The organism is Nocardioides albertanoniae (assembly GCF_006716315.1).
GTDB lineage: Bacteria > Actinomycetota > Actinomycetes > Propionibacteriales > Nocardioidaceae > Nocardioides > Nocardioides albertanoniae.
The window spans coordinates 519,106-543,784 of sequence record NZ_VFOV01000001.1 but is presented as its reverse complement, the minus strand read 5'-3'; the positions used below and the strand labels follow the sequence as shown (position 1 = coordinate 543,784).

General features: G+C 70.1%; 21 protein-coding genes. 9 read left to right on the top strand and 12 right to left on the bottom strand.

Translation table 11 applies throughout. From position 1 onward, the window contains the following. Nucleotide 1 precedes the first annotated feature (1 nt). The 3 genes from FB381_RS02580 to FB381_RS02570 are packed head-to-tail and all read right to left on the bottom strand — an operon-like array spanning nt 2 to nt 3,419. The gene (locus FB381_RS02580; RefSeq protein WP_141778841.1) at nt 2–787 is read right to left on the bottom strand and encodes a crotonase/enoyl-CoA hydratase family protein; all 786 of its coding nucleotides are present in this window, start codon (nt 785–787) and stop codon (nt 2–4) included. Further along, nucleotides 784–2,427, bottom strand: coding sequence for an acyl-CoA dehydrogenase family protein (locus FB381_RS02575; protein WP_141778840.1), 1,644 nt, complete (start codon nt 2,425–2,427; stop codon nt 784–786). The genes FB381_RS02580 and FB381_RS02575 overlap by 4 nt, the downstream gene beginning before the upstream one ends. Nucleotides 2,428–2,432: 5 nt before the next feature. After that, nucleotides 2,433–3,419: a crotonase/enoyl-CoA hydratase family protein gene (locus FB381_RS02570; RefSeq protein ID WP_141778839.1), complete on the bottom strand. Its 987-nt coding sequence runs from the start codon at nt 3,417–3,419 to the stop codon at nt 2,433–2,435. A 63-nt stretch (nt 3,420–3,482) separates the two neighbouring features. On the opposite strand from FB381_RS02570, the gene FB381_RS02565 reads away from it, so the two are divergent. Together FB381_RS02565 and FB381_RS02560 are read left to right on the top strand one after the other, a co-directional pair. After that, the gene (locus FB381_RS02565; RefSeq protein ID WP_141778838.1) at nt 3,483–4,208 is read left to right on the top strand and encodes a PaaX family transcriptional regulator C-terminal domain-containing protein; all 726 of its coding nucleotides are present in this window, start codon (nt 3,483–3,485) and stop codon (nt 4,206–4,208) included. A 54-nt stretch (nt 4,209–4,262) separates the two neighbouring features. Further along, nucleotides 4,263–5,063: an SDR family NAD(P)-dependent oxidoreductase gene (locus FB381_RS02560; RefSeq protein ID WP_141778837.1), complete on the top strand. Its 801-nt coding sequence runs from the start codon at nt 4,263–4,265 to the stop codon at nt 5,061–5,063. A gap of 84 nt (nt 5,064–5,147) precedes the next feature. Here the strand turns inward: FB381_RS02560 and FB381_RS02555 are convergent, their stop codons facing one another. Further along, nucleotides 5,148–5,678: a hypothetical protein gene (locus FB381_RS02555; protein WP_141778836.1), complete on the bottom strand. Its 531-nt coding sequence runs from the start codon at nt 5,676–5,678 to the stop codon at nt 5,148–5,150. A gap of 89 nt (nt 5,679–5,767) precedes the next feature. Next, on the bottom strand, nt 5,768–6,715 hold the full coding sequence (locus FB381_RS02550; protein WP_141778835.1) for a 1,4-dihydroxy-2-naphthoyl-CoA synthase: 948 nt from the start codon (nt 6,713–6,715) through the stop codon (nt 5,768–5,770). A 56-nt stretch (nt 6,716–6,771) separates the two neighbouring features. Here FB381_RS02550 and FB381_RS02545 point away from each other — a divergent pair, with 56 nt between their 5' ends. Together FB381_RS02545 and FB381_RS02540 are read left to right on the top strand one after the other, a co-directional pair. Next, nucleotides 6,772–7,221: a nitroreductase family deazaflavin-dependent oxidoreductase gene (locus FB381_RS02545; protein ID WP_141778834.1), complete on the top strand. Its 450-nt coding sequence runs from the start codon at nt 6,772–6,774 to the stop codon at nt 7,219–7,221. Between the two features lie 83 nt (nt 7,222–7,304). After that, nucleotides 7,305–7,916: an ACT domain-containing protein gene (locus FB381_RS02540; protein WP_141778833.1), complete on the top strand. Its 612-nt coding sequence runs from the start codon at nt 7,305–7,307 to the stop codon at nt 7,914–7,916. A gap of 301 nt (nt 7,917–8,217) precedes the next feature. On the opposite strand, the gene recD is transcribed toward FB381_RS02540, so the two are convergent. The 4 genes from recD to FB381_RS02520 form a co-directional block, all read right to left on the bottom strand. Then, entirely contained in the window at nt 8,218–9,975 is a 1,758-nt protein-coding gene (gene recD / locus FB381_RS02535; protein ID WP_141778832.1) for an exodeoxyribonuclease V subunit alpha, read from the bottom strand. Further along, nucleotides 9,972–13,247 (bottom strand): UvrD-helicase domain-containing protein, encoded by a 3,276-nt coding sequence (locus tag FB381_RS02530; protein WP_141782567.1) that lies wholly within the window; start codon nt 13,245–13,247, stop codon nt 9,972–9,974. Before FB381_RS02530 ends, recD begins: the two co-directional genes overlap by 4 nt. 2 nt (nt 13,248–13,249) lie before the next feature. Continuing rightward, entirely contained in the window at nt 13,250–16,651 is a 3,402-nt protein-coding gene (gene recC / locus FB381_RS02525; RefSeq protein WP_141778831.1) for an exodeoxyribonuclease V subunit gamma, read from the bottom strand. 68 nt (nt 16,652–16,719) lie between these two features. Beyond that, nucleotides 16,720–17,127, bottom strand: a complete 408-nt coding sequence (locus FB381_RS02520) for a hypothetical protein (RefSeq protein ID WP_141778830.1) — start codon at nt 17,125–17,127, stop codon at nt 16,720–16,722. A 297-nt stretch (nt 17,128–17,424) separates the two neighbouring features. Here FB381_RS02520 and FB381_RS02515 point away from each other — a divergent pair, with 297 nt between their 5' ends. Both FB381_RS02515 and FB381_RS24390 read left to right on the top strand, forming a co-directional pair. Next, the gene (locus FB381_RS02515; RefSeq protein WP_141778829.1) at nt 17,425–17,892 is read left to right on the top strand and encodes a hypothetical protein; all 468 of its coding nucleotides are present in this window, start codon (nt 17,425–17,427) and stop codon (nt 17,890–17,892) included. Nucleotides 17,893–17,915: 23 nt separating this feature from the next. Next, on the top strand, nt 17,916–19,283 hold the full coding sequence (locus FB381_RS24390; protein ID WP_170225004.1) for a hypothetical protein: 1,368 nt from the start codon (nt 17,916–17,918) through the stop codon (nt 19,281–19,283). An 8-nt stretch (nt 19,284–19,291) separates the two neighbouring features. On the opposite strand, the gene FB381_RS02505 is transcribed toward FB381_RS24390, so the two are convergent. From FB381_RS02505 to FB381_RS02495, 3 genes are all read right to left on the bottom strand, one after another. Then, complete coding sequence (locus tag FB381_RS02505; protein ID WP_141778828.1) at nt 19,292–19,789, bottom strand: PGPGW domain-containing protein; 498 nt, start codon at nt 19,787–19,789, stop codon at nt 19,292–19,294. Nucleotides 19,790–19,848: 59 nt separating this feature from the next. After that, nucleotides 19,849–20,223: a DUF805 domain-containing protein gene (locus FB381_RS02500; RefSeq protein WP_246087926.1), complete on the bottom strand. Its 375-nt coding sequence runs from the start codon at nt 20,221–20,223 to the stop codon at nt 19,849–19,851. 164 nt (nt 20,224–20,387) lie between these two features. Next, nucleotides 20,388–22,229, bottom strand: coding sequence for a phosphoenolpyruvate carboxykinase (GTP) (locus FB381_RS02495; protein WP_141778827.1), 1,842 nt, complete (start codon nt 22,227–22,229; stop codon nt 20,388–20,390). A 153-nt stretch (nt 22,230–22,382) separates the two neighbouring features. Between FB381_RS02495 and FB381_RS02490 the strand changes: the two genes are divergently transcribed. From FB381_RS02490 to argJ, 3 genes are all read left to right on the top strand, one after another. Then, nucleotides 22,383–22,718 carry an ArsR/SmtB family transcription factor gene (locus FB381_RS02490; RefSeq protein WP_141778826.1) on the top strand — a complete coding sequence of 112 codons (336 nt, stop codon included), beginning with the start codon at nt 22,383–22,385 and terminating at the stop codon, nt 22,716–22,718. Nucleotides 22,719–22,873: 155 nt separating this feature from the next. Continuing rightward, nucleotides 22,874–23,335: a hypothetical protein gene (locus tag FB381_RS02485; RefSeq protein WP_141778825.1), complete on the top strand. Its 462-nt coding sequence runs from the start codon at nt 22,874–22,876 to the stop codon at nt 23,333–23,335. A 170-nt stretch (nt 23,336–23,505) separates the two neighbouring features. Continuing rightward, nucleotides 23,506–24,654 carry a bifunctional glutamate N-acetyltransferase/amino-acid acetyltransferase ArgJ gene (gene argJ / locus FB381_RS02480; RefSeq protein WP_141778824.1) on the top strand — a complete coding sequence of 383 codons (1,149 nt, stop codon included), beginning with the start codon at nt 23,506–23,508 and terminating at the stop codon, nt 24,652–24,654. Nucleotides 24,655–24,679: the final 25 nt, after the last annotated feature.

Here is a 24,679-nt window from a genome sequence, read left to right as displayed (position 1 = left end):
TCTACCCGAACTCTGCCCCGAGCTCTGCCCCGAAGGAGCCGTGACGTCCCGCGCCGTCGGCGAACCGGGTCGCACCCGCGACGGTGTCGGCGGTGACGGAGACGACGCCGTGGCGGTATTCCACCGCCAGAGCGTCGGGTTCGCCGAGGCCCTCCTGCTCCAGCAGGGAGAGCCGGTCGTGGCGCATGCAGGTCTGCGGGAAGCCCGCCAGCTGGCGGGCCAGCTCCTGCGCCGCCGCGAGCGCCTGACCGGTCTGGACGACGCGGTTGGCGAGCCCCATCCGCTGCGCCTCCTCGGCGCCGACCGCACGCCCGGTGAGGATCAGGTCCATGGCGTTGCTCGTGCCGATCAGGCGTGGCAGCCGGACGGTGCCGCCATCGATCAGGGGTACGCCCCAGCGCCGGCAGAACACGCCGAAGACCGCGTCATCCTCCATGACCCGCAGGTCGGCCCAGATCGCCAGCTCCAGTCCGCCGGCGACGGCATGACCGGCGACCGCGGCGATCACGGGCTTGCCGAGCCGCATCCGCGTCGGGCCCATCGGACCGTCGCCGTCGGGCTCGAACCGGTTGGGGTCTCCGCCCGCGACCGCCTTCAGGTCGGCCCCGGCGCAGAAGGTGCCGCCTTCGCCGTGCAGCACCGCCACGGCGGCGTCGGGATCGGCGTCGAACTCCGCGAACGCGGCCACCAGGGCCTCCGCCGTCACCCGATCGACGGCGTTGCGTACGTCGGGACGGTTGATGCCGATCGTGGTGACCGGGCCGTCCTTGATGACCGTGACCGTCATGCCGGGAGCGCCCGCTCGAGGATCGCGTCGAGGTCGCCACGTGGCGAGAGCGTGCCGAACGCGCCGCCCCAGTCACGACCGAGGCGCGAGGAGCAGAAGGCGTCGGCGACGGCGGACGGCGCGTGCCGGAGCAGCTGCGAGCCCTGGAAGACGAGAGCCAGCTGCTCCACGATCCGCCGGGCCCGGAGCTCGATGTCGTCGAAGGAGGTGAACTCCTTCTTCAGCCGGTCGAGCGCGGCGTCGTAGCGGGCGTCGGCGCCGGTGGCGAGCTCGGCCTCCGCCAGGAACGCGTCCAACGTGTGCGGCTCCTTGGCCAGCGCGCGCAGGGCGTCGAGGGCGGCGACATTGCCCGATCCTTCCCAGATCGAGAGGAGCGGCATCTCGCGGTAGATGCGCGCGATGTCGAAATCCTCGATGTAGCCGTTGCCGCCGAGGCACTCCAAGGCCTCGTTGACCATGAACGGCGCCCGCTTGCAGACGTAGTACTTCGTGACCGCGAGGGCTATCCGGCGCAGCGCCGCCTCGCCCTCGTCGCCACGAATGGCCCGGTCGTTGGCGCCCGCGAGCCGCAGCATCGCGGTCGTCGCCGCCTCCGACTCGACCTGCAGGTCGGCCAGCACGTTGCGCATCGCCGGCTGGTCGATCAGCAGCTTGCCGAACGCCGAGCGGTGGCTGGCGTGGTGCGCGGCCATGGTCAGCGCGGTGCGCATGCCGGCCGAGGAGCCGATCACGCAGTCGAGGCGGGTCATGTTGACCATCTCGACGATCGTGCGCACCCCGCGGCCCTCCTCGCCGACGAGCCAGCCGACGGCGGCGTCGTACTCGATCTCCGAAGAGGCGTTGGACTTGTTGCCGAGCTTGTCCTTGAGCCGCATGAAGCGCATCGCGTTGCGCTCGCCGCCGGGCAGGACGCGCGGCACCAGGAAGCAGGAGACACCGGCCTCGGTCTGGGCGAGGGTGAGGAAGAGGTCGCTCATCGGGGCGCTGGTGAACCACTTGTGGCCGCGCAGGACGTAGGTGCCGTCGGGCTGCGCGGTCGCCGTGGTCGTGTTGGCACGTACGTCGGAGCCGCCCTGCTTCTCCGTCATCGACATCCCGGCGATCAGGCCGCGCTTGGTCTCGGGGTCGCGCAGGCCGAAGTCGTACTCCCGGTTGGTCAGCAGCGGCTCGAAGCGCGCCGCGAGCTCGGGGTTCGCGCGGAGCGCGGGGACGACGGCGTACGTCATCGAGATCGGGCAGCCGTGGCCGGCGTCGACCTGCCAGGCGAAGAACTTCCCGGCGCGGGCGACGTGAGCGCCGGGGCGGTCGTCGGCCCAGGGAGCGGCGTGCAGACCGTGCTCGACCGCGACGCCCATCAGCTGGTGGTACGCCGGGACGTACTCGACCTCGTCGACCCGGTGCCCGTAGCGGTCGTGGGTGTGCAGGCGCGGCGGCACCCGCTCGGCGAGCCGGCCCCACTCCTGCGCCTCGGCGCTGCCAGCGAGACGGCCCAGCTCGTCGACCTCCGGGAGGGCCCACGCGGCGCCCTCCCGCTCGATCCCCTCGCGCAGGGCAGGGTCGCCGGCGGTGTTGTGACCCACCAACGGCGGGACCTGGTTGCTGACCTCGTGGGTGGAGTGGATCTCGTGCGTGCTGGTCATGGTGCTTACCCCTTGTTGGTCGAGGATCCGAAGTCGTCGTACGGCGCCGCGTCGCGCTCGCGCACCGCCTGTCTGAAGCCCGTCTCGGCGGCCCGCTGCTGGAACGCGTAGCCCTCGCGGGTGTGGCGGGAGATGCCGTCGAAGACGGTGCTGATCATCTGGCTGTTCTGCACGCCCTGGGCCAGCAGCGCAGAGTTGAGGGCGAGCTTGACCATCATCAGCTGGTTGACCGGCATCGCGGCGATGCGCTGCACGAGGACCTCCGTACGCTCGTCCAGCTCCTCCGGCGCGGCCGCCTCCACGGCGAGCCCCCACTCCGCCGCCTCCCTGCCGGAGAGGCAGTCGCCGGTCAGGAGCAGCCGCTTGGCGCGCTGGTCACCCAGCCGGTGGGCCCACAGGCCGGCGCTCGGCACGCCCCACACCCGCGTCGGCGGATAGCCGATCTTGGCGTCGTCGGCGATGACAATCTGGTCGCAGTGCAGCGCGATGTCGGTGCCGCCGGCCACGCAGAACCCATGGATCTTCGCGACCGTCGGCTTGTTGGCGTGCAACAGGCTCGAGAAGCCGCGGGTGAAACGGCTCATCATCGCGTAGTCGATCATCGGGTCCCAGGTCTGCCCGGGATCATGGTTGGTCATCTGGACGAGCGGGTCGAGCACCGTGCCGGCCTGCGCGGCGGCGCCGGTCGGCCCACCGTCCAGGAGTCGCTCGGCGCTCGCCGCCAGGTCGTAGCCTCCGCAGAATCCCTTGCCCCGTCCGCTGAGCACGATCACGTGGACCCGCGGGTCGAGATCTGCCCGCTCCACCGCGTCGGCGAGCTCGACCGGGGTGTCGGGCGTGATCGAGTTGCCCTGCTCGGGCCGGTTGAAGGTCAGCCGGGCGACCCGGCCGTCGACCTCGTAGGTCAGCGTCCGGTAGTCCCCCGGGTTGCCTTCCGGTGACCGGTCGCGGGTCGGTCCCGTGTCGTCTCGCCAGGGCGCTGCATCCGTCATGACCACCACGTTACATAGTTGGCAACAGTCGTGTCCATGAATGTTGCATGAGAAGATGCCGAGGTGGTTACCGCGCGCGACGAACTGGCTCCGCTCTCTGCCCGCTCTGCCATCCTGAGCCTGATGCTCGGCGCCCACCCGGCTCCGCTGACCCCCGCCGACCTGGCCCGCGCCGGGCAGCTCCTCGGGATCACCCCGGCGACCGTGCGGGTCGCGATCACCCGCGCGGCGGGCGACGGAGACCTCCGCCGCACCGACGGCGGCTACCGGCTCGGCGAACGTCTCGTCCGGCGGCAGGCACACCAGGACGAGGCCGTACGCAGCGCCGACGGACCGTGGGACGGCTCCTGGGAGATGGCCGTCGTCGTGGTCGGCGGTCGCTCCGGACCCGAGCGCGCGGTGCTGCGCGACGCACTGACCGCCCACCGGCTCGCCGAGCTGCGCGAAGGGGTCTGGACCCGGCCGGCCAACCTCCGGCGTAGGCGCTTCTCCGACCCGGTCATCCAGACCTTCACCGCGAGGCCCGACGAGGATCCTGTCGGTCTCGCCGCCTCGCTGTGGGACCTCGCCGGGTGGGCGCGCGACGCCGAGCACCTGCTCGAGCGCCTGGCCTCGACCCCCGAGCCCGCCCTCCGGCTGGCGACCGCCGCCGCCATCGTGCGCCACATCGACGCCGACCCGCTCCTCCCCGCGGAGCTCCGCCCCGCCGACTGGCCGGCAACGGCACTGCGCGAGACCTACCGGGCGTATCAGCGCGAGCTCAGCGAGCTCGCCGCGCTCCCCCGCTGACCGTCTGACCGACAGCGGCCGAATCCGGACCGGACGACGCTAGGCTCTCGCCACATGCTCCCACCTCCCCGTCCTGACGGCGTCGCTGTCGTCACCGGTGCATCGTCGGGAATCGGGGCGGAGATCGCCCGTGAGCTCGCCCGGCGCGGTTATCGTCTGGCCTTGGTGGCCCGGCGCGCGGACCTCCTCCACGAGCTCGCCGAGTCGCTCGACGGCGCGTTGGTGATGCCGGTCGACCTGGCCGAACGTACGCAACGCGCCTCGCTTCCCGATCAGATCGCGGCCCTCGGGCTGGTGCCCGACATCCTGGTCAACAACGCCGGAATGGCGAACCTCGGACCTGTCGCCGCGTCCGACCCGGCGGCCGAGCTCAGGCTGGTCGAGGTCGACGTCAGTGCCGTCGTCGACCTGTGCAGCCGGATCGTTCCCGGCATGGTCGGCCGCGGCCGCGGCGCGGTGCTCAACGTCGCCTCCGTCGGTGCCTTCGGGCCGGTGCCCGGACAGGCCACCTACGGCGCCGCCAAGGCGTTCGTGCTGGCCTATACCGACGCGATGCACGAGGAGCTGCGCGGCACCGGTGTCACCGCTGCCACCCTGTGCCCGGGGCCGGTGCGAACAGGCTTCGGCTCGGCCGCAGGCATACCCGACGATGAGGCCGAGAAGTCGCTGCCGAGGTTCATGTGGCGTCACGCCGACGCGGTCGCCAAGGCGGCCGTCGACGGGCTGGCCAAGGGTCGGCGGGTCATCGTCCCCGGCGCTCCCAACCGCGTCGCCGCGGCGGTGAACCATCACCTTCCGCGGCGGCTGCTGCTGTCGATGGTGGCACGCAACCACCCCGGTCTCGCCGACGGATAGCTACGTTCGTCGGCCCTCGGTCGGCCCACGATCCGGGCTGTCGCCGAGCTCAACGTAGGCAAGTGAGCCGGCTCGCTGCCGGGATCAGCCCTCGGGTTGCAGCTCGGCGAGCGACGACTCGCGGCGTACGCCCCACCAGCCGAAGGCGAGCAGCAGCGCACCGGGCATGATGCCCGCCACGACGTCGATGGGCAGCGCGCCGTAGCCGAGCATGGCCAGCAGGATCCCCACCGCACCGCATGCGGTGATCAATGCGCCCAGCCCGTGGAAGAAGCGCTGCCGGAAGACCACCGCGAGCGCGAAGAAGTGGACGCCGACGACCACCGATACCCAGGCCACCCCGGCCTCGGGCATCTCGAGCGGCCCCGAGAGCAGCCGCGCGCCGCCGATGAGGGCAACGACCTCGATCGCCACCACCAGCCAGTAGCTCTTGCCGAAGACACTGCCCGGCCCAGCGCCCCGGACCGCCGGTCCGCCGCGGACACGTCGCACCGCCAGGAACGCGACCGCGACGAAGACGAACGCGGCGAGCAGGCAGACGGCCCAACGCACCGGCGCGGGCAGGGCGCCGCTGTTCACGAATACGTAGATCAGCCCGAAGGAGGCGCCGATCATCGACCCTACGATCTGTCCCGGCATGCGCTAGCGCACCAGCTCGGGCACAGGGGCGTCAGACATCGCTCGTGGATGGGCGGTCATGGCGATCAGTAGTACCACGGGTAGGGCGACCAGTCGGGCTCGCGCTTCTCGAGGAACTGGTCGCGGCCCTCCTGCGCCTCGTCGGTCATGTAGGCCAGACGGGTGGTCTCGCCGGCGAACATCTGCTGGCCGACCAGGCCGTCGTCGAGAAGGTTGAAGGCGTACTTCAGCATCCGCTGGGCGGTGGGCGACTTGCCGTTGATCTTGCGGCCCCACTCGAGCGCGACGTCCTCGAGCTCGGCGTGCGGGACGGCACGGTTGACGGTGCCCATGCGCATGCCGTCCTCGGCGGAGTACTCCTCGGCGAGGAAGAAGATCTCGCGGGCGAACTTCTGGCCCACCTGGCGGGCGAGATAGGCCGAGCCGTAGCCGCCGTCGAAGGAGCCGACGTCGGCGTCGGTCTGCTTGAAGCGCCCGTGCTCGACGCTCGCCAGCGTCAGGTCGCAGACGACGTGGAGCGAGTGGCCGCCACCGGCGGTCCAACCGGGGACGACGCAGATGACGACCTTCGGCATGAACCGGATCAGCCGCTGGCACTCGAGGATGTGCAGCCGGGCGAGCTTGGCCTTGTCGATCGGGGTGGGCTCCTCCGCGCCGGTCCGGCCGGCGGCGTACGCATCGGTCTCCTCGTACTGGTAGCCGGCCTTGCCGCGGATGCGCTGGTCGCCGCCGGTGCAGAAGGAGTGCTTGCCGTTCTTCTCCGACGGCCCGTTGCCGGTCAGGAGCACGCAGCCGACGTCGGCGCTGGTGCGGGCGTGCTCGAGCACGCGGAGCAGCTCGTCGACGGTGTGCGGGCGGAAGGCGTTGAGCACGTCGGGGCGGTCGAAGGCGATGCGGACGGTGCCGTGCTCCTTGGCCCGGTGATAGGTCAGGTCGGTCAGATCCTCGAACCCGGGCACCTCGTCCCAGCGGCTCGGGTCGAACGTGTCGGAGACTCCCTCGATCGCACTCATGGCCCAGAGGCTATCCGGGCTTGGAATAGTCGCTGTTTTCGGCTGTTGTAGAAGACATGACAGAACTTCAAGGTGAGTACGCCCCGAGCACGGCCGGATGGGTGCGCGAGCAGGTCGAGGCCTTCGAGGCTTCCAACGGCACCGAGGCCAACGTGCTCGAGCGCGACGGCAACCCGATCATCCTGATCACCAACCGCGGCGCCAAGTCGGGCAAGATCCGCAAGACGCCACTGATGCGCGTCGAGCGCGACGGCCGCTACCTCGCGGTGGCGTCGCTGGGCGGGGCCGACAAGGACCCGGCGTGGGTCAACAACTTCCGCGTCAACCCCGAGATGGCGCTCCAGGACGGCGAGACCAAGAAGGCGTACGTCGCCCGCGAGCTCTCCGGTGCCGAGCGCGACGAGTGGTGGGACTACGCGGTCAAGACGTGGTCGACCTACGGCGAGTATCAGCCCAAGACGTCGCGGATCTTCCCGCTCTTCCTGCTCGAGCCGGCCGGCGCATAGCCAACCGATCGACCCCGGCGCGCACTCGCTGAGCATCGGGACGGTGCGGCGCCTGTCGGTTCGCGGCGCTAGGGTCTATGGCCATGCCGTTCCTCCTACGCGTCGAGCTGCCCGATGTCCCGGGTTCACTCGGTCGCCTTGCCTCTGCCATCGGTGAAGCCGGCGGTGACATCGAGGCGATCGAGATCGTCGAGAAGGACAAGCTCACCGGGCGAGCAGTCGACGACGTGCTCCTCGAGACCGCGCCGGGTTCGATGCCCGACTCCGTCGTCTCCGCCTGCAACGAGCTCGAAGACGTGCACGTCGTCTGGATCTCCCGCTACGCCGCCGGCGGCAACCTCTTCCTCGACCTCGAGGCCGTCGAGGACCTCACCGAGAACGCGCCCGAGGCGCTCGACAGACTCGTCGACGTGCTGCCGCTGACCTTCCGCGCCGACTGGGCCATCCGCATCCACCGCGTCAAGGGCATCGGCAAGTGCACCGAGGGCTCGCCCGACAACGTGCCGTTCATCGAGCTCGACCGCCCCGAGCGCCTCGAGGTCGACGGCGAGGACGAGAGCATGTTCATCGGCGCCCGCATCGACGGCAACGAGATCGTCGTCATCGGCCGCCGCGGCGGCCCCGACTTCCTCGACTCCGAGCTCGCCCGCCTCGGCCACCTCGCCTCCCTCGCCAGCTCCATCGCCCGCTCGTGACCTGACCCACCCCAGCCGAAGCGTCACGTCTGCAGGTCGAAGCGTCACGTCTGCAGGTCGAAGCGTCACGTCTGCAGGTCGAAGCGTCACGTCTGCAGGTCGAAGCGTCACGTCTGCAGGTCGAAGCGTCACGTCTGCAGGTCGAAGCGTCACGTCTGCAGGTCGAAGCGTCACGTCTGCAGGTCGAAGCGTCACGTCTGCAGGTCGAAGCGTCACGTCTGCAGGTCGAGTGGGCATCGAGATGCCCACTCGACCTGCAGGACTGACTTCTCGACCTGCACGAGTGACTTCTCGGCGGGCGTCAGGAGAGGCGGGTGCGGAGGCCGGAGGCTCGTTGTGCCTGGTGGGTGACGGCGGCGCGTACGGACTCGGGTGAGCCGATGACACGTACGCATTCCTCGGCGCGGGTGACGGCGGTGTAGAAGAGCTCGCGGGTCAGGAGCGGGGAGTCGTCGGGTGGGAGCAGGACGGTGACGGACCGGGCCTGGCTGCCCTGCGACTTGTGGACGGTCATGGCGTGCAGCGTCTCGACGTCGCCGAGCCGCGAGGGCGTGAAGTCGAGGCCGGCACCGCCCGCGATCCGCACGCGCAGGTCACCCGCCGCGTCTTCGTAGGTGACCCCGGTGTCGCCGTTGAAGAGCCCGAGTCCGTAGTCGTTGGCGGTGATCAGGACCGGACGGCCGGCGTACCACTCGCGGCCCCAGCCGGCGCCGAGCGGAGTGCCGGTGGACTCGGAGAGGCCGCGCTCGATCTGCCGGTTCCAGTGGGCGACGCCCCACGGGCCGTCACGGTGCGCGCAGAGGAGACGCCCCTCGTCGAGCATGCGTACGCTGCCCGCCCGGTCACCCGCGAGCGCGGATGTGCGCAGGGCGACGGCGTGAGCGACCAGGTCGCGCTCGACCTCGGCCATCACGGCGTCATCGGACGGGTCGACGAGCTCGACAGCGGGGTCGGCGGAGCCGAGCACGGCGAGCGCGGCGTCGGCGTCGCCGACCCGGAGCGCGGACGCGAGATCACCGATCGCGCCGCCGAAGCGGTGGGTGGTGCGGAGCGCGGCGACCGCGTCGGGCGACCGGGTCGTCAGTCCGGCGACGAGGTCGGAGAGCACGGCGCCTGCTTCGACCGACGCCAGCTGGTCGGGGTCGCCGACGAGGATGAGGCGCGCCTCGGGGCGCACCGCCTCCAGGAGCCGGGCCATCATGGTCAGCGACACCATCGAGGTCTCGTCGACGACGATCACGTCATGGGGCAGCCGGTTGGTGCGGTGATGCTTGAACCGGGTCGATGATCCCGGCCGCCATCCGAGGAGCCGGTGGAGCGTCGACGCGGTCAGGCCGGCCAGCCGGTCACGGTCGTCGGCGGTGAACTGCCCGGCCTGCTGGGCTCCTTCGACCGCCTCCTGCAACCGCGCCGCAGCCTTGCCGGTCGGCGCGGTCAATGCGATCCGCAACGGTGTCTCCGACTGCTCGGTGAGCAGCGCCAGCAACCCGGCCACCGTGGTCGTCTTGCCGGTGCCGGGGCCGCCGGTGAGCACCGTCGTCGACTGCCGGGCGGCGGCGAGCGCCGCAGAGCGCTGCTCGGCGTAGCCCTCCCCCGGAAAGAGCCGGGCGGCGGTCGCCTCGAGCAACGCCTCGTCGGCGACCGGACGGGCCGCGGCGAGCCTGGCGAGCAGGTCGTCGCGGACCTGCCCCTCCTCGCGGTGGTACCTGTCGAGATAGAGCAGGCCGTCCTCGACCTGCACGAGCGACTGCGTCGCCAACGGGCTCTCGGCGACCGCAGCGAGCCATCCGGCCGGATCCGGCCACGGCAGCGTCTCCTCGGCCTCCCGCAAGGCGGCCAGGTCGACGCAGACCGACCCGTGGCGTACGGCACGGACCGCCATCGCGACCGCCAGCCGCACCTCGTCGCGGGCCTCCCCCGCCAGGTCGGAGGCACGCGTCGCCACATGCACGTCGGCCGCGGTCAGCACGCCCTCACGGTTGAACGATGCCAACAGCCCCGTCGCCGACCGCGCCAGGCGCGCGTCGAAGGGGTCCTCGGACTCCCAACGCTCGATCATGTGGTCATGCCTCCGTCCAGCAGGTCGGACAGCGCCACGGCCAGCGACGCGGGCGGGTTCCAGGTGAAGACACCGGTCGGGATGCCGTCGACGACCGGGGTCTCGGGTCCGAGCATGCCGCGCACGTAGAGGTAGAGCACGCCGCCGAGGTGCTCGTCGGGCGAGTAGTCGGGCAGCCGCCACCGTAGGAACCGGTGCACGACCGCGGAGTAGAGCAGCGCCTGCAGCGGATAGTGCGAGTGGAGCATCGCCTCGGCGAGCTTGGGCTGGGTGTAGTCGTAGGCGTCGGTGCCGAGGAAGTTGGTCTTGTAGTCGACCACCACGAACCGGTTGCTCGGCAGCCGCACCACCACGTCGACCGAACCGGTCAGATAGCCGCGCAACGACTGGTCGCCGAGCGGCGGAGCCTCCAGCCTGTCGGCGTAGGTCACCATCGGGTCGTCGGCCGGAAGGTGATTGCGCAGGATCGGGGCGAGGTCGCGCAGGCGCAGGTCGGGCGCCCCCGGCGCGTGGGTGTCTCCGCCGGCCAGCGGGATCTCGAAGTCGAGCTCGCGGAGCCGGTCGCGCAGCGGGATGTCCACCAACCGCAGACCGTCGGCCAACGGCCCGAGCGGGGTCACGTTGAGCGGCAGGATCGCGGTCGCGAGCTCCTCGGCCGCGGCAGGCACCGGCCACCAGCGCAGCTGCTCACGTGTCCTGGCCAGCAGCTCCTCGCCCAGATCGGGCGCCGACGGGTCGGTGTGCTCGAGCACGGCGTGGACCAGCGACCCGAATCCGGCTCCCTTCGGGAGCTCCGCCATCGGTGAGAGATGGTGCTCGGCGGAGGTGGTGTCGACCGGTTCGACCTCGGGCGAGGCGGGCTCGTCGTCGGTGCCCTCGTCCTCCGGCTCCGAGGTCGCCGTGATCGCCTCGTCGACCCGGATCAGCCCCGAATACGACGTACGCCGCCACTCGGCGTCCACCTCTCGGGCGAACTCTCGCGCGGTGAGCGCCCCGACCGGGACCTCACGCACCGACGGCTCGGCGGTGACCGGCACTGCCTCCTCGGCCGCGGGCCCGCCGTGGCGGGCGACGTTGCCGAGCAGGCTCGCCGCGTGCTCGTCGCTCGGCACCGCGACGTTGTCGGGCACCACTGCCTGGCCGGGACCTCGCCCGAACAGGATCCGGTGCAGCCCGCCGTGGGCGGTGTTGGCGGTCGGCGCCCACCAGGCGACGACCTGCGACTGGGCGCGGGTCAGGGCGACGTAGAGGTCACGCAGCTCCTCGCCGAGCTCCTCCGCCGTGTGGCGTTCGACGTGGGCGGCCCACTGCGCGCCGGTGCCGGTGACGTCGATCGTGCGCTGTCCGGCCTCGTCGTGGAACCGTGCCACCTCCGGGTCACGCACGAAGAGGTCGTAGGCGAAGGGCAGATAGACGATCGGATACTGCAGGCCCTTCGAGCCGTGCACGGTGACGATCTGCACGGCGGCCGCGTCGGAGTCGAGCCGCCGCGGCCGCTCGGCGGCCGCGGAGCGACGCCGCTCGTCGCGATACCAGGTCAGCAGCGCGGGCAGCCCGAGCGAGTCGCGCACGGAGATGTCGTGGAGCAGCTGCCCCAGGTGGCGTACGTCGGTGAGCAGCCGCTCCCCGTCGGTCCGCTGCAGCACCCTGCTGGTGAGCCCGCGCTCCTCGGCTGCCTCGATCAGGGCGGCGACGCCTCGGCCACGCAGCAGCAGCGCCCAGCCACGCAGCGTGTCGGCGATGCGCGAGGTCAGCGCCTCGCCTCCGGCGTCGAGCTCGGTCGCGGTGTGGCCGAAGAAGACACTCAGCCCTGCCGCCCGCACCAGCGGGGCACGGTGGGGCGAGTCGAGCGCCTGCAGCAGCGCGAGCCAGTCCTCGCCGGCGGGGGTGAGGAACACGTCGCCGCCCCCGGCCATCACCGCCGGGATGCCGCGCGCCCGGAGCGCGCGCTGCACGAGCAGGCCGTGCTCACGCACGGCGACGATGACCGCGACGTCACCGGCAGCCACCGGGGAGTCGCACCAGGTGGCTCCGGAGCCGAGCAGCTCGGCGACGTCGCCGGCGAGGTCACGGGCGATGTGGCGGCGTGCGTCACCGGCCGGGACCATCTTGCCGCGGGTGAGCCTGAACCCGTCCCTGGCGACCCGACGTAGCCGGAACGGCGCGGGGTGCGGCGCACCGTCGAGGCGAGACCCGGCATGGTGGGCCTCGACGCCACGCACCACGATGTCGGGGTCGCCCAGCGCGGCGCCGCCGAGCACCACCTGCAGCCGCTCGACCAGCGGCCGGTCGCTGCGCCAGTTGGTGCCGAGCGTCGCCTGGGTCTGCGCCGTGCGGGCGGCGGTCAGATAGGTGAAGACGTCGCCGCCGCGGAAGGCGTAGATCGCCTGCTTGGGATCGCCGATCAGCACCAGGGTGGAGTGGCCCTCGAACGCCCGGGAGAGCACCTGCCACTGCACCGGGTCGGTGTCTTGGAACTCGTCGACCAGCACGATCTTCCACCGCTGTCTCATCCGCACCCGAGCGGGCGCCGACGCGTCCTCCAGCGCGACCGCGAGCCGGGAGAGCAGGTCGTCGTAGGACAGGACACCGCGCAGCTGCTTGCGACGCTCGACCTCGGCGCGCACCGACTCGGCGAACTCCACGCGCGCCCCAGCCACCGCATCCTCGGCGGGAGCAGCGGCGAGAGCCGACTGCGGATCCTCGACCGCGGTGCGCGCCAGCCCCAGGGCGTCGTCACGGGTGAACACCGGCCTGTCGCGAGACTCGCCGAACCACTTCAGATAGAGGTCGTCGACGACCTCCACGACCAGCTCGTCGAGCGACTCGACCAGCTCGGCGCCGGCATCGGTGTCACCGGCCACCCCGAGCGAGCGCAGCACGAGCTGACAGAACTGGTGCGTCGTCGCGATCGTCGCCCCGTCGAAGGAGGCGAGCGCGTCGCGCACGCGCTCGTGGCGTACGCCGATCTCGTCCTCGTCGACATCCAGCAGCAGCTCGAGGTGAGCGTCGAGCGGCACCGGACGCTGCCCGGCGACCGTCGCGGCGAACGCCCGTTCGGCCTCGACGAGATGGGCACGCACCCGGTCACGCAGCTCCTGGGAAGCGGCCCGGCCGAAGGTGATCGCCAGGATCTCGTCGAGCGTGGCGACCCCTTCGACGACGTAGCGCGTGACCAGCGCACCGATGGTGAAGGTCTTCCCGGTGCCGGCCGATGCCTCGATGAGGGTGGTGCCGGTCGGGAGAGTGCCGGTGAGATCGAAGGGCTCCATGGTCACCAGCTCCCCTGCTCGGCCTTGAGCAACGGCGACCACACGCGCATCGCGATGGCACCGAAGCGGGTCGTCTCGCCGTCGAACTCCTCGCCGGTCCCGGGCTGGTCGTCGAGCCCGGGGATCCCCGACCGTGCGCCCCACGCCCGCACCTGCTCCACGTCGGACTGCTCGCCGTCGAAGCGGCCGTCCTTCCAGTCCCAGCCGGCCTTGTAGAGCGCGTCGTCGGGACTCGCCTGCGTGCGGCGCTGACGCGCGTAGGCCAGCGAGGTCTTCAGCGGCAGCGGCAACGGCTCGGAGAGACCGCGGTCGCGCAGCCGCACCAGGTCGCGCAGCACGTCGACCGCGGTGTGGTCGAGCGGGCCGAGCTGGGAGAGCCCGAACGGCGTACGCGACCTGAAGTTGTGGGGCCGGCCGAGCGTCCAGGCGCTCCACGCCCGGTCCTCGTCGGAGGCGGCCAGCGCGGTCAGCTGCACCCACGACTCGATCCGCTGCTTGGCGCCCAGCCGGGAGTAGGTCACCGGAGCCAGCCGGTCGCCGTAGACCTGCGGCACCGTGCCGGTCAGGCGCCGGCCGTCGCCGAGATCGACCTCGACGTCGACGGCACGCGTCTGCCCGGTCGAGATGCCCGCGTGCCGCACCCGCAGCGCCTCTTGGGCGATCGGCTTGGCCTTGGTGACCACATCGGTGAGGATGCGCCAGCCGAGCCACTTCGGAGGAAGTACGCCGCGGCGCCACTCCTGCTGGATCGCCTGCTCCTCCGACATCCCGGTGAGCAGGTCGTGGAGCAGGCGGTCGCCCACCGACCACTGCCCCAGCCCGTCTAGCTCGACGGGCAACCCGTCGGAGAGGGGGTCGTCGTCGCGCGGCAGCGCCAGCTCGAGCCGGTCTCGGAAGAAGGCGCGCACCGGCGCCCGGTAGAAGGCCAGCAGCTCCTCGAGGGTGACGTCGCCGCTCGCGGCGAGCGGCAGCGGGCCGGGCAGGAACGCCGGCGGCTCCACGCGGTCGGCGACGGCCGCGCGGGCACCGGCCTCGGCCGCCTTGTCGAAGGAGAAGGAGTGCCCCGCCACCAGCGCCCCGGGCGTCAGGTTGCGCGGGTCGAACGGCTGCAGCGGATGCCTGGTCGTCACGCTCGCCGAGACCGGGCGTCCGTCGGCGGAGACAGCCGTCGCGTCGAGCGCATCGAGCAGCTCGCCCAGGGGAACCGCCGGCGGCCGGGGCTGCCCCGAATACTCGTTGGCGCCCGTGTAGGTCACCACCAGGGTCTCGGTCGCCGCCAGCAGCGCGTCGAGGAACAGCTGCCGGTCCTCGCTGCGCAGGTCGCGCTCACCGGTCTGCGGAGATCGCGCGAGCAGGTCGTCGCCGTCGGTGGCCCCGACCCGCGGGAAGACTCCGTCGTCCATGCCGAGCAGGCACACCACCCGGTGGGGCACCGACCGCATCGGCACCAGCGTGGAGACGGTCAGCGTGCCGGTGCGGAAGTTGGCCCTCGTCGCTCGCCCGGCCAGCCGGGCTGCCAGCAGCGCCCGCACGTCGGGCAGCCGCAGCTCGTCGACCTCGTGGCCCGCGGCTCCTTCGCGCACCCGCGACAGCTCCCGGGTCACCTGACCTGACTGCCAGTCGTCGTTGGCCGAGACCGACGTCAGCGACGCGACGCCCTCCTCGATGACCTTCAGCCAGTGGCCCAGCGGATGCACACCGGCCAGCTCGTCGGTCACCTCCTGCAACCGGTCGACCAGCTCGGCGAACCGTCCCGCCAGCTCGACCGAGCCGCTGCCCACGTCGTCGAGCGGCAGCGTGGTGTCGAGCCAGGTCGCCGAGTCCTCCGACATGGCCACCCCGGTGAGGATCCGGTCGATCCCGAAGCGCCAGGTGTTGGCGACGTACGACTCCAGCCCGAAGGGCGCGCGATGCTCCGCGTCGAAGCCCCATCGGATGCCGGAGTCCTTGGCCCAGTCCTCCAGCTGCTCCAGCGCGTCGTCGCTGAGCCCGAACCGGCGGCGCACGGGGTCGAGATGAGCAAGATCGAGTACGTCGCTCACCCCTGCCCGGCCGCCGGCGAGATCGAGCAGCCGGGTGGCCACGTCGAGCAGCGGGTTCGTACGCGTCAGCGACCGGTCTGCGAGCCTGACCCGCAGTCGGTGCGCGGGGTGCCCGGTCTCCCCGACCATCTCACCGAGCCCGAAGCCGGCCTCGATCAGCGGCGCGAACGACTCGATGTCGGGGCACATCACGAGCACGTCGCGCGGCTCCAGCGTCGGGTCGTCCTCGAGCAGCCCGAGCAGCACCTCGCGGAGCACCTCGACCTGTCGCGCCGCGCCGTGGCAGGCATGCACCTGGACCGAGCGGTCGGTGGCCTCGACCACGCGCTCGGACCTCTCCCCGACCGTGTTGCCCCGGATGTCGTCCTGCAACCACCCGAGCAGCCCTCCGTTGGTCGAGCCGCGAGCGCCGGCGAGCGTGCCGAAACCCACACTGTCGCTCTCGGCAGCGAGACCCGCGAGCCCCCGCTGCAGCTCCCGCGTATCCCGCCCCAGCGTCGCCAGCAGCGGATGCCCGACCGCATCGTGCGACCGGTCGGCCGTACGTCCCACCGACCCGTCGAGCCCGGCGAGCGCCTGCCACAGCGCCTCGGAGGGGTGCGGAAGCCACAGGTGCACCTCCCGGTGCTCGCCCAGCGCCGCGACCAGCTCGACATCGGTCGCCGAGAGCCTGGTGTGCCCGAACAACGACACCCGCTCCGGCAGCGCGAACTCCCCCGGCGACTCCTTCAGCCGCGCCACTGTCGCCGCATGCCGCTCGACCGGCGTGGGGCCGCCGACCCGCTCGGCGACCTCGCGCCACAAAGGCGGCTGCCACGCCAGATCCTCAGCGATCTCCGCACCGAGCCCGTCGGTGTCGCGCCCCGCGGCCCAGTCGGCGATCAGGTTCGGCCGCTGGTCCGCGTACGCAGCGAACAGCCGCGCCAGCCGCCGCGCCAGCGCCAGCCGCCGCCCCCGCCGGCGCACGCCTTCCTCTGTCTCGTCACCATGCCCCAGATGCTGCGCGAGCGCGCCCGCCCACGGCTCGTCCAGCGACGCATCGATCGCCGCCAGCACCGGCCAGCTCAACGACTCCGGCGCCCACGGATCCTCGTCACCCGTGCCCGCACTGTGCCCATCTCTGAGGGCGGCGAACAACGACCACGGCGACCGGAACTCGACCCCCGCACAGATCCCGTCTGCTCTCCCGTCGGCCGCTCCCAGCCGATGCGAGAGCCGCTGCGACAGCCACCGCTCCACCCCTCGCGCCGGCACCACCACGACCTCCGTCGCGAACGGATCCCCCGACGGCACCGCCAGCAGCTCGCCGAGCGAGTCGGCGAGCAGATCGGTCCGCGGCGCGCGGTGGAGATGTACGACCACAGACCGCAACCTATCGGGCACCGCCGACACTCATCAGCACCCCTCGGCGACGCTCGCCGAGGCGTACGTCAGCCGGTGAACTTGAACGTGGGCATGACCTGGTTGATCCACGTGTCGATCTGCTCTGGGTTGGCCAGATCAGGGTTGAAGGACCACGTGATCGTCACTTGGTCATCACCGACCACGGCGCCGTACTGGTCATAGGTCAACGATCCGCCAGTTCCGCGGATATGAAAGAACGGCGTCCGGCCGAACTTCTCGTCTGCAAGGCGCTCGACCTTCTTGTAACCCCCTCCGGCGGACCCTTTGGCCTCCGTGGCTAGGTCGTCCGTGCCCAACGCCAGCGTGGGCGCAACGTCGAGGATCCCTCGGCCAACCGACGCACCGGCACTGTCCTTCGGAGAGCTGAGGACGTACGTCGCCCCATCCATCCTCACGTCCCAGTCGGCCGGTGCCTTCAACTGTGCGCCTTCCATCTCAGCAACCTGCCAATCAGCGGCCGGATCGGTTGAGGGGGCGCCGGACTGGTCAGCCGAACGCGAAGTAGATTCGGTCGGCTCGCTACCGGAGGGACCGTCGTCGCTACCGCACGCCGTCAAACCAGCACCCAGTACTGCACAGATGGCGACGGTCGACTGGAGAAGCTGGGACGTCCGAGATCGACTCATGCTGCAGAGCGTATAGGTACGACGGAACGACTCTCGTCCGGTCGACACCCCACCGCACCTCCTGTTTACTTAGAGCAACATCCGAACACGCTCGGGAGGCCGCCGATGACTGGCTCGCGCTCAACGGGGGCCAACAAGGCCCTCGTCAACAGGATCAAAGAGGTCTTGATCGACGACACCGTCAAGATCGACCAGGTTCACGTCGACAAGCCTGCGACAGGCAGCTTGGGCGGCAGCGCGACCGGACAGGCCCTCGAGCGTCTCATGAACGTCGCGACCGACAGGATCAACTCGACACTGTCAGAGACGTCAAGGGCGTTGGTCAATTTCGTCGACGGGCTTGACGACGCCGTACGCGCCGTCGAAGGCGCTGATGAAAAGGCCGCATCTGATGCAGAGCGCCTCATGAACCAAGGCGTCGGCACTATTAGTCAACCGTTCTTCGATAACTTGATGAAGGACGCTCGTTTGAACCTCCCGGACATCGACGCACCGTTCCTCCCGAATTTCGGCGCAGTCGAGGAAGCTGTGACGCGAGGGAAGTTCGGCCAGAACAACGAGACTGAGGGGTGAGCGCGGTGGGACCCAGGGGCCAGATGGTGATCTTGCTCGGGCAGTACGTCGCGAAAGCCAGCCCTCAGGACGTCGAGGATCGGTTGACCGACTGGGCGCAAACACAAGAGGCGTTCACTGACCTCGCCACCGACCTGGACCTCGCCGCGAAGCGGGTCACGGAGGCCTTCCCCGAAACCTCCGCCACAGCTCAAGCTGCGCAGCATGCGTTCCGAACGGCAGCGGAGAAACTGACAAACAAAGCTGAACAGCTCGACGCTGCCATCGTTGCCCTGCGCGAGGCGCGCTCCGAGACCACGCGAGCGCAGGAAACCCACAAGAGGATTGAGCAAAGTCTCTCGTTCACTGCACTCTCGGCTCCCGACCCGTCATCTGACAAGTACGCCGCATCCGGTGTTGGAGTCGACGCTGCTCAAGGTGTCGAGAATCAGAAGGCGCTCAAGGCCGATCGGGCGGCATACAACGCTCAGCAGGCTTCCATCGCCGAAGCAGAGGCCGCTGCCGCCAAACAGATCCAGCAGGTCGACGAGCAGAACTACACCTCGCAGCCTCCAGTACGCGCACTCACCGACGAGCCCGGCTCCCCCAACGATCCTGCCCCGCAACCTCCCTCATCCCCGGGCTCCTACAGCGACGTCCAAGCAGCCCGAGCCCGGATGGCGGGCTACAACTCCGGCACGCTCTACCCCGGCGGCGTGGGCCACGAGCTGATCGCGCAGGAGAAGGCGAACATCGAGGCGTACGAGGCGGAGAACAAGCCTGAGTGGAACGGCAACCAGTGGGTCAACGCCGATGGGTCGGCGGCGCCGGCTACGTCGTACGCGATGGTCGAGACGGCTGATGGTCTGGCGCCGCTCGCGGGTGGCACCGGAGGAATGACGGCGCTCGCGGTCGGTGGCGGCGGGGCCCTCCTCGGCGCCGGTGTCGCGAAGGCGCTCGCCAGCAAGTTCGCTGCCGGTGGAACCGCCAAGGCTGCCACGGCCGGCGGTGCCCAGAGGTCAGCGGCTGCGAGGTCGGCGAGTGCCAAGGCCGGAGCCGCTGGCGCCCGAGCGAGCGGCGCTGCGAGCCGCGCTGCAGGTGCTGGCGCCAGGGGCGCCGGGGCGGGCGCTCGCGGAACCGGCGCACGTGGCGCAGGAGCAGGCAGTCGCGGCGCGACCGGCGCCGGCAGCCGTGCCGGACGCGGTGGCGCCGGAGCCGGCGCGGGCCGCGGCGGACGGAAGAAGGACAGCCGGCAGAACGGCCAGGACCAGGACTGGCAGGCCGACTACACCGACGACTGGACCGAGACCGCCAGCGACGTCTTGGACCCCAACGCGTCCCGAGGATGGGTCCCGGACCCGCCGCAAGGGGACGGTTCCGGCGACGGCAAGAGCCAGACCCGCGGCTCGTAGACCGACCCTCAGGCGACCTTGTTCATCTCACCCGTGTGCTGGATGTCTTCGTCGAGCTGGTGGCGGGCGGCGGGGTGGCCGTGGAAGTGCTTGTAGGAGTAGCCCAGGACGGCGAGGGCGATGACACAGGAGCCGATGAGGGTGATGCCGGTCCATTCGCCGCCGAGGAGCCAGAAGGAGGCTTCGAGGGGCCACCAGTGGGGCGCGGGCGGGTTGATCAGGAAGACGATGCCGACGGCGCCGATGGAGAGCGAGCCGAGGGTGGACAGGACGATCCGCGGCCAGGTCTCGACGCCCTCTGCTGCCCCGCGGAGGGCACGAAGGCGGACCGGCTCGACGAAGCGACGGGCCCAGGCGTACTGCCGCGACAGGACCGCGAGGCCGGCGAAGAGCATCAGCAGACCAGGGCCCGGAAGGACCATGGCTGCGATCCCGGCGACCACGAGGAGCCAGCCGAGCGTCTCGTAGGCGAGCCGCTTCATGGCAGCTCCTGCGAGGGACTTCATAGGAACAGCCTGCCATTCGGGGACAACCCCGAGAACAACTTGGGGAATCTTGCGGCGAATCATGCGGCCAGGTCGTACTTGACGCCCTCGGGGCTGGGGAACGTCAACCACAGCACGGCGAGCACGATGTCACCGATCACCGGTACGACCAGGACGAGCTGCCACCACCCGGAGCGGTTGCAGTCGTGGAGGCGCCGCGCGCCGACCGCGATGGACGGCACGAACACCACCAGCGCGTAGAGACCGACCACGATGCTGACGACCTCGTTGCGCGCCAGCACGGCGACGATGAGCATCAGCAGGTTCACGAGCATCGGCCAGAGCAGCTCGGTGCGGCTGGCGCGACCCGAGAATGTCGCGTACTTCTTCCAGAACCGCGAGTACGCCTCGGTGATCGAGGCCGCACGGAGCGGCTGGCTGAGGGGGATCGTCACGGGCAGGAACCTTAGGTGGGGACGTCGGGCTGCGTAAATGTCCGACCGGGCATCTGGTCCGGATGTCGGCAAAGTTCATCTTCCCGTTGCAAACAGACGCAGACAGAAACAGAAGAAGGCGGCGTACGGAAATCCTCCGTACGCCGCCCCCTTGATGTGAAGCCTCAGCCCTGGGCAGCCTCGTCGATGGCAGCCGCGACGCGCTTGTGCGCCTCCCAGATCTCCTCGGGCAGGTTGAACTGGTTGAGGTGCTCCTCGCGGAAGCCCATCTCCTGCTTCCAACGCTCGACATCGATGTTGAGGATGCGGTCGAGGTCTTCCTGCGGCAGGTCGAGACCGCGCAGGTCGAGCTCCTCCTGGGTCGGGATCACGCCGACAGCGGTCTCCCGGCCCTTGACCTCACCCTTCTGGAACGCCTTCAGCCACAGCAGCGCCCGCACGTTCTCGCGGAATCCGGGCCACAGGAAGTGACCGTCCTCCGGGTCGCGCTGGAACCAGTTGACGTGAGCGAAGGCCGGCTTGTCGGTGGCCTCACCGATGATCTTCAGCCAGTGGCGGGCGTAGTCGCCCTCCTCGTAGGCCAGGAACGGACGCATCGACATCGGGTCGTAACGGAGCTGACCCTCGACGCCCTCGGCGGCGAAGGTCGCCTCCGCGCCCAGCGTCAGGCCGTCGTAGACGCCCTCGGCGACGTCGCCGATCGCGCGGATCAGCGGCTCGCGGTCACGGGTGCGCCCGCCGAAGATGATCGCGTCGACCGGCACGCCCGCCGGCTCGTTGTAGTCGGCAGCAGCGTTGGGCACGCGCGAGATCGGGATCGTGAAGCGGGAGTTGGGGTGCGCCCACGGGTCGCCCAGCTCGTCGGCGATCCGGTTGGCGATCTTCTCGCCCTTCCAGTCGATCCAGCCGTCGAGGTCGTCGGGGTGGTGCTTGGTCTTACCCTCCCACCAGACTTCCTGGGTCTTCTCGTTGTAGGCGACGTTGGTGAAGATCGCGCCGGAGCCCTCTTCGATGCCCTTGATGGCGCCGGGGTTGGAGCCCTCGTTGGTGTCCTTGGCGACACCGAAGACACCGTTCTCCGGGTTGAAGGCGTAGAGCTTGCCGTCCTCGCCCACCCAGATCCAGGCGATGTCGTCACCGTAGAAGCTGACCTCGTACCGGTCGCCGAGCGCGTCCGGGGTGAAGGTCATCGAGAGGTTGGTCTTGCCGGAGGCGGAAGGGAAGCCACCGACGACGTGGAAGTCCTCGCCGGTCTCCTTGTCCTTGATGTTCAGGAGCAGGAACTGCTCGGCGAGGAACTTGCCGGAGGCGCGGCCGTCGTAGCAGGCCTGGCGCAGGCCGTGGGCGATCTTGCCCAGCAGCGCGTTGCCGCCGTAGGAGGAGCCGAAGTGAAGGATCGTACGCTGGTCGGCGACCGTCGCGAAGAGACGCTGGTCCTTGTCGGTGCCCTGGCCGAGGTTGGGCAGGTCGCCGGTCACGTGCACCGCACGGACGAAGGAGCTCGGGTCTGCGAGGTTGTTGATGTAGTCGATGCCGACGCGCGCCATCCGGATCATCTGCTGCACGACAGGGCGGCTGTCGGTGAGCTCGACGCCCGCGGCGTAGGTCTCCAGGGGCGAGCCGACCGGAGCCATCAGGTAGGGGATGACGTACATCGTCTTGCCCTTCGAGGCGCCGGTCATGCGCTCGGTGAGCGTCTTGACGGTCTCCTCGGCGGGCTTCCAGTTGTTGTAGACGCCCTTGTCCTCCGGGTTGGAGGTGGCGACCACGGTGCGCTCCTCGGAGCGCGCGGTGTCCTTGCTGTAGGAACGGCTGTAGTAGCGACCACCCGTGACGGGGAGAAGCTCACCGGCCTCCAGCGACTCCTTGAGCAGCCGCTCGTCGTCGGTCGCGCTGACAACCTCGACGCGCTCGGCTCCGGTCACCCCTGCCCAGTACGCGACATAGTCACGCACATGGGGATTCGTCAGCCCCGCCTCATCGAGGACCTTCTCAACGTCAACCATTCCGACACCCTTCAAAAGTTTCGCCGATTGCAGGCACGTTACCCGACTTGAAGAACCCTTCAACTGGGGTACCGTGCACCAGACTGATTCATTGATCACCGGCCTGGACAATTGATCGATCCAAGCGCCCGCGATGTTCCGATTGGGGGTCCGATGCCCGGCAGTATGCCGCTCTATGAGGCTAAGGCCGAGCTGTTCCGTACGCTCGGTCACCCCACCCGGATCCGGGTTCTCGAGCTTCTTCAGGACGGCCCGATGCCCGTGCGTGACCTGCTCAACGAGCTCGACCTGGAAGCCTCCAACCTTTCCCAGCAGCTCGCGGTGCTGCGCCGTTCCGGCCTGGTCACGTCCGCCCGTGAAGGCTCGATGGTCTTCTACTCGCTGAGCACGCCGGCCGTGGCCGATCTGCTCGCCGACGGCCGCTCGATCCTGGCCGCAAAGCTGCACACCTCCGAGGAGCTGCTCGCCGAGCTCCGCTCCGGGGTTTAGTGATATTCGACTCATTTCTCACGACGTTCCGCCATCTGGATGCCACGCCTGGATCTCGGCCCATCTCGCGTCGTGACCCGTATTACATCTAGGATTTCGCGGGTGATCCCCCAACACACCCCCATTGCGCCCATTTCAGACCGAGTGATCGGCTGATGGACCTCATTCTCGGGACGTTCGCCGCCTCCTTCACCGGAGGCCTCTTTCCGGTCATCAACTTCGAGACCTATCTCGCGGTGGCCGCCTCCAACCTGACCTTCTCCGCCCTGGTGCTCGCTCTGGTGGCCGGCGTCGGGCAGACCACCTCCAAGGTGGTCTGGTACTACGCGGGCCACGGCACCACCGCCCTCCCCTTCGTGCGCAAGAAGATGGACTGCGAGAAGTGGAAGCTGCGGATGGAGAAGTGGGAGCGGCGTACGCAGGGCCGACCCGCCTACGCCGGCGGACTGCTCGCGGTCGCCGCCCTCAGCGGCCTGCCTCCGCTCGCGATCCTCGCGGTGGTCTACGGCACCCTCAAGGCCAACCTGATGCTCTTCGTCGCGATCACCTTCGTCGGGCGGGTGCTTCGCTCGTGGATGATCCTCGAGGCTGCCGCGTTCGCGTGGTTGCGGGCGTAGCCGGCCCCAGGGATACCCGGTCGACCGGGTATCCCTGGACATGACGGGCACTGAAACACCCACCAAGTCCATGAAGTGCCCGTCCAGTGACGCGCGCCGTCTCGCCATGTAGACCGTCGAGCGTGCGAGACGACGTCGGTCCGAGCGCCCGACCCGCATAGAATCCGGCTATGTCTCAGCCCGCTGGATTCGTCGGAGTCACCGCCAACCTCGGCCTCAAGGAGGGTGCTGACGACTTCGCCGTCGTCGCTGCCCCCTCGGGAGCCGTGACGAGCGCAGCGGTCTTCACCCGATCCCGATTCGCCGGTGCGTCGGTGCTGGTCAGCCGGGCCGAGGACGTCTCCGCGTTCCGGGGCATGGTCACCATCTCCAAGAACGCCAACGTCGCCACCGGCGAGGCAGGGCACGCCAACGCCCTCGAGGTGCGCCGCCTGGCGGCGGAGGTCGTCGGGGTGCGCCCCGAGGAGCTGCTGGTCGCGTCGACGGGCGTGATCGGCGTGCAGTATCCGATGGATGTGCTCACGCCCGCGCTCGAGAAGCTCGGCGGTAGCGCCGGCGCGGCCGACTTCGACGCCATCGCGGCCGCGATCATGACGACCGACACGGTCGCCAAGATCGAGACCCGCACGGTCGGCGGGGCCACGATCACCGGTGTCGCCAAGGGCGTCGGGATGCTCGAGCCCGACATGGCCACGATGCTGACCTACTTCTTCACCGACGCCGCGGTGCCCGCCGCCGACCTCGACGCGCTCTTCCGCCGGGTCGTCGACCGCACCTACAACGCGGTCTCGATCGACACCGACACCTCGACGTCCGACACCGCGGCGATCTTCGCCTCCGGGACCGCGGGGTCGGTCGACCTCGGCCAGCTCGAGGAGGCGCTCTACGACGCCGCGCTGGCACTGGTGAAGAAGATCGCCTCCGACGGCGAGGGCGCCTCCAAGCTGATCACGGTCTCGGTCGCCGGAGCCCGCGACGACGCCCAGGCCAAGCGGGTCGGCAAGGCCATCGTCAACTCGCCACTGGTCAAGACCGCCGTCCACGGCGCCGACCCCAACTGGGGCCGGGTCGCGATGGCCCTCGGCAAGCTCCACGACGAGACCGACGTCTCCCCCGAGCACGTACGCATCGCCTTCGGCGGCACCGAGACCTACCCCGTGCAGGTCTCCCCCGAGCTGCTGGCCGATTTGTCGACTTATCTCTCTGGTGACGAGGTCTCGATCGAGGTGGACCTCGGGATCTCCTCGGGCGAGTTCACGGTCTACGGCTGCGACCTCACCGACGGCTACATCCGCATCAACGCCGACTACACGACCTGACAGCCCTCGCTGGTCAGCGGGAGAC